The sequence below is a fragment of the Pseudomonas sp. P5_B2 genome (genome assembly GCF_056400445.1).
Genome location: NZ_JBFULH010000331.1, coordinates 1 through 4,608 on the forward strand (window position 1 = coordinate 1; position 4,608 = coordinate 4,608).

The following is a 4,608-nucleotide window of genomic DNA, read 5'->3' on the forward strand; positions in this document are numbered from 1 at the left end:
CAGTTAGTTAATTTACCTGGTTATTCTCTCAAGGGTTAATCCGCTTTGTGGGAGGTTTATGTTCGGCGTAAGAAGTCAGGGTCAAGTTTATTAGCCACAAGGGGTATTCCAAATGGCGAAGTATATAGCTCAGCGATTGATAGTAATGTTCTTCATCCTTTTGGGAGTGTTGAGCATCACCTTCGTTCTGAGCCGAGCTCTTCCCGGTTCCCCGGTAGAGACGATGCTGGGGAACCACCCTACGGTGGAGCAGATTGCCGTCGCGCGGGAAAAACTGGGGTTGGATAAGCCTCTGCCGATCCAATACTTCAATTACATCGGTGATCTTCTGCGAGGTGATTTTGGCACTAGTCTGCGCACCGGGCGGCCGGTGGTGGAGGAAGTGGTCAGGCGAGTTGGCGCGACWTTTGAACTGACATTCCTGGCGATGTTCTGGGTGGTGGTGCTGGGGGTGCCGATCGGTGTCATCTCAGCGGCGCGGCAGAACTCAGTGGTCGACAATGTGGCACGAGCGGGGTCCATCGCCGGGACGGCGTTTCCAGTTTTCATCCTGGCCATGGGCTTGCAGCTGCTGTTCTACGGCAAGCTCAACTGGCTGCCCCTACAAGGACGTATCGATGCTTCCATTCTTCTCGATAGCCCCTTTGAGCGTGTGACAGGCTTTTACCTGATCGACACTCTGCTGGCCGGTAATTTCCTAGCACTGTGGAGCGCCATCAAGCACCTGACGCTACCCGTGCTCACCCTGGTCATCGTGACCTTGGCCACTGTCACCCGGATCACCCGAAACATGATGGTGGAGGTGCTATCCGAGGAGTACATCCGTACGGCCGTTTCTTACGGCGTACCCAAGTGGCGTATCCATTACGCCTATGCCCTGAAGGCGACAATGATTCCGCTCCTGACAGTGGTGGGCCTGACCTTCGGTTACCTGCTCGGTGGTGCGGTAGTGGTTGAGTTCATTTTCGATTGGCCCGGCCTGGGCGGCTTCGTGGTGTTTTCGATTGCCCAGAATGATTTCCCCGCCGTGATGGGAGCCACCCTGGTGCTGGCCACGACGTATCTGTCGATCAACCTGATCGTTGATCTCTTGTATCACCTTGTTGATCCGAGGTTGCGAGTCCAATGAGTATCCAAGACGTATCCCTGTCCATGCCCTCGCGAGCCCCATCATGGCGTATCAAGGCCCTGGCGTTTGCCTGCGATAACAAGTTGTTTGTATTCGGCGCGCTGTTATTGCTGCTGATCATCCTGGCGGCAGTCTTCGCCCCCTGGCTTGCACCTTATGAACCGAACAAGATTGTCTTTTCCCAGAAATTGCTGGCACCCAACTGGGCACACTGGATGGGCACCGACGAGTTTGGTCGCGACATTCTTTCAAGGGTGCTTTATGGCGCACGCACCTCGCTGATCATCGGAGTGAGCGTGACTCTGATTGCCATGTTGATCGGGATTCCGATTGGGCTTGTTTCCGGTTACTTCGGTGGTCGAGTTGATACGCTGCTGATGCGTTTCTCAGATGTGTTCCTGGCCTTTCCACCGCTGTTGTTGCCGATCGCTATCACCGCTGCGCTGGGATCGGGATTGGCCAACGCCATGTTAGCGCTCGCTGTCTCCTGGTTTCCCTGGTACGCGAGAATCATGCGCGGTGCGGTAGTGCGGGTTCGGTCAGAAACCTATATCCATGCCGCTCGTTCCATGGGCGTCAGTCACTGCCGTATCTTGCTTCGCCATGTACTGCCCAATGCCACTACGCCTGTGATCGTGCAGGGCTCCATGGACTTTGGTTACACCATTCTCGCCGCTGCCTCGCTGAGTTTTATCGGGCTCGGGGCCAAGCCGCCCATGATCGAATGGGGGCTGATGGCCGCGGCGTCGCGCTCGCAGTTGCTCGAGAATCCCTGGACGGTGCTGTTTCCCGGAGTGGCGATTTTTGTCCTGGTGCTGGCCGTCAACCTGGTGGGTGACGGGCTGCGCGATGTGCTCGATCCAAAGAAGGGGACGCGCTGATGATTGACGAATCCTTGCAATATTCTGCTATCGAGTGTCTCGCTGCTTCGAATAACGACGCACCTCAAGACCTGGTGCTGGAAGTGGAAGGGCTGACGGTGTCTTTCCCTGGTTTGTTCAAGACCGTAAAGGCCGTACGCGGCATCGACCTTAAGGTAAGGCGCGGCGAGATCCTCGGGTTGGTGGGGGAGTCGGGCTCGGGCAAGTCTATGACGGCCATGTCCTGCCTTGGATTGATGCCTGAGGCCGCTCGGCTGGGAGGCAGTGTCAGGGTCGCCGGACAGCAGGTCAACGGCGCCTCGGCATCGCAACTGGCGGCTTTGCGTGGCGGTGGCGCGGCGATGATCTTCCAGAATCCTATGAAGGCGCTCAACCCGTTCTTCACCATCGGGCGGCAGATGTTCGACGTCATCGGCTGCCATCGGCAACTGAGTAAGGCACAAATCCGCACCGAGGCGCTGAGCTCGCTGGAAGCGGTGAGCATGCCCGACCCCCCTCTGGCGCTAGCCAAGTACCCGCACCAGATGTCTGGCGGTCAGTTGCAGCGAGTGGTGATTGCCATGGCGCTGGCCTGTCGGCCGAAACTGCTGATCGCSGATGAGCCGACCACGGCGCTGGACGTCACCGTGCAGGCGCAGATCATCGCTCTGCTGCGCAAGTTGGCACGGGAGCAGGACCTGGCGATTCTGTTTATCACCCACAACCTGGGGGTCGTGGCTTCGCTCTGTGACCGGGTGGCGGTGATGTATGCCGGCGAGGTGGTGGAGAGCGGTCCGGTGGGCGAGGTGTTCAAGCGACCTGCACAMCCCTACACCCTGAAGTTGATGGGCACCGTGCCCAAGTTGGGGCAGGGACCCCAAGCCTTGGGCTTCATCCCGGGGCAGGTGCCGAACATGGCGGCTCCCCCGGCTGGCTGTGCCTTCAACCCTCGTTGTGAACGCGCCACCGGACGCTGCAATCACGCTGCGCCGAGGGTTGTCATCGGCAAGGAGCACTGGGCAGCTTGCCACAACATATTGGTCAAGGTGTGAGGCTTCTTTGAAAGGTAAACGGCTATGAATAACAACAAACAGCCCGCACTGTTGAGCGTCAATCAGTTGCACAAGACCTACGCCAGCCGCGATGGCCTGGTGACGGCCATTGACCACATCAGCCTGGAGGTGCAGGTCGGTGAAACGGTCGCGTTGGTGGGGGAGTCCGGTTGTGGCAAAAGTACGGTGGCCGCGACCTTGCTCGGTCTGCTGCCAGCCGATAGTGGGCAAATTCTGGTCGAAGGTCGGCCGCTGCCCACTGATGCCAAGGCGCGGGGCAGGAACTTGAGTATGGTGTTCCAGAACCCGTACGCCTCGCTGAACCCGAAAATGACGATCAAGGCGATTGTTGCCGAGCCGCTGAAGGTTGCCTTTGGTTTGCGCGGTAGCGCCTTGCACGCGCGCATTCTCACGCTGCTGGGAAATGTAGGGATGGGCGAGGAGCACATGGAGCGCTATCCCCATGAATTCTCCGGTGGCCAGTTGCAGCGTATCGCTATCGCCCGGGCCCTGGCGCTGGAGTCAAAACTGGTGATCCTCGATGAGCCTACGGCGGCGCTCGACGTGTCGGTCCAGGCCCAGGTGCTGCAACTGCTCAAGACGCTGCAGACCGACAATGGCCTGAGCTACCTGTTCATCAGCCACGACCTTGCGACGGTCGAGTATCTGGCGCAGCAGGTGCTGGTGATGTACTTGGGGCGCATCGTCGAGGCCGGGCCTGTGGAACAGGTGTTCGGCCGACCGCGTCATCCCTACACTCGTGCGCTGCTCAATTCAGTGCCCTCCATCGACCCGGAGCGCCGTGACCAGTTGCAAATCCTGAGTGGCGAGATCCCCAGCCCCTTGAACCGGCCTGCCGGGTGCCACTTCGCGCCCCGTTGTCCGCGGGCCAGTGAGCGTTGTCGCCGAGAGGTGCCAGCCGAGACCCAGGATCACGGCCACCGCTTTTCTTGCCACCACCCTCTGAACGATGAGAGCTGAACCCCTATGTACAATAAAAAAGACATGACCGCTCCCGGCATTGGTTATCAGGACCTAAGTTTGATGCAGGGCTATCCGCCGCCCCGGGAAAAGCAAGTCGGCCTGCATAATTGGGACAGTCCGCCCTATAACCGCTGGTCGTTCCAGCACATGAGCCAGTTGTTTCCGGTGGCCGCTATTCATCGCAGTCCTGGACCGGTCACCGAACTCGAGCGCAACGAACGCTCACTGGACGACGTACATTTCCAGCGGGTCGACGGCGGACAAACCGATCTGGCGACCTTCTTGACCGATAGCTACACCGATGGTTTTTTGGTGCTTCATCAAGGCAAGGTGGTTTCGGAGCAGTATTTCAACGGTATGCAACCGCACACGTTGCATCTGTTGCAATCGGTATCCAAGACCGTCGTCGGTAGCCTGGTCGGCAGATTGATCGGCCAGGGCAGAATCGATCCCCAAGCGCGTGTCAGCGACTATGTGCCCGAGCTTTCGGCAAGCGGTTATGGCGACGCCCGGGTAAAGGATCTTCTGGATATGCGCACGGGAGTGAGATTTAGGGAGGACTACACCGATCCGGATGCTGAAT

The 4,608-nt window shown here is 58.7% G+C and carries 5 protein-coding genes; all 5 read left to right on the forward strand.

Annotated features, from left to right (window positions below):
• Positions 1 to 112: 112 nt before the first annotated feature.
• Positions 113 to 1,129, forward strand: coding sequence for an ABC transporter permease (locus AC1DRJ_RS19630; protein ID WP_477803611.1), 1,017 nt, complete (start codon positions 113 to 115; stop codon positions 1,127 to 1,129).
• The gene (locus tag AC1DRJ_RS19635) at positions 1,126 to 2,010 is read left to right on the forward strand and encodes an ABC transporter permease (RefSeq protein ID WP_477803612.1); all 885 of its coding nucleotides are present in this window, start codon (positions 1,126 to 1,128) and stop codon (positions 2,008 to 2,010) included. The genes AC1DRJ_RS19630 and AC1DRJ_RS19635 overlap by 4 nt, the downstream gene beginning before the upstream one ends.
• Positions 2,010 to 3,041: an ABC transporter ATP-binding protein gene (locus AC1DRJ_RS19640; protein ID WP_477803613.1), complete on the forward strand. Its 1,032-nt coding sequence runs from the start codon at positions 2,010 to 2,012 to the stop codon at positions 3,039 to 3,041. The genes AC1DRJ_RS19635 and AC1DRJ_RS19640 overlap by 1 nt, the downstream gene beginning before the upstream one ends.
• Before the next feature lie 24 nt (positions 3,042 to 3,065).
• The gene (locus AC1DRJ_RS19645) at positions 3,066 to 4,022 is read left to right on the forward strand and encodes an ABC transporter ATP-binding protein (RefSeq protein ID WP_477803614.1); all 957 of its coding nucleotides are present in this window, start codon (positions 3,066 to 3,068) and stop codon (positions 4,020 to 4,022) included.
• 6 nt (positions 4,023 to 4,028) lie between these two features.
• Positions 4,029 to 4,608, forward strand: a 580-nt coding sequence (locus AC1DRJ_RS19650; RefSeq protein WP_477803615.1) for a serine hydrolase, incomplete at its 3' end; no start/stop codon positions are given.

Coding starts and splice junctions, on each gene's coding strand:
- AC1DRJ_RS19635 (WP_477803612.1), top strand. CDS start 1,126: ATGAGTATCCAAGACGTATCCCTGTCCATGCCCTCGCGAGCCCCATCA.
- AC1DRJ_RS19645 (WP_477803614.1), top strand. CDS start 3,066: ATGAATAACAACAAACAGCCCGCACTGTTGAGCGTCAATCAGTTGCAC.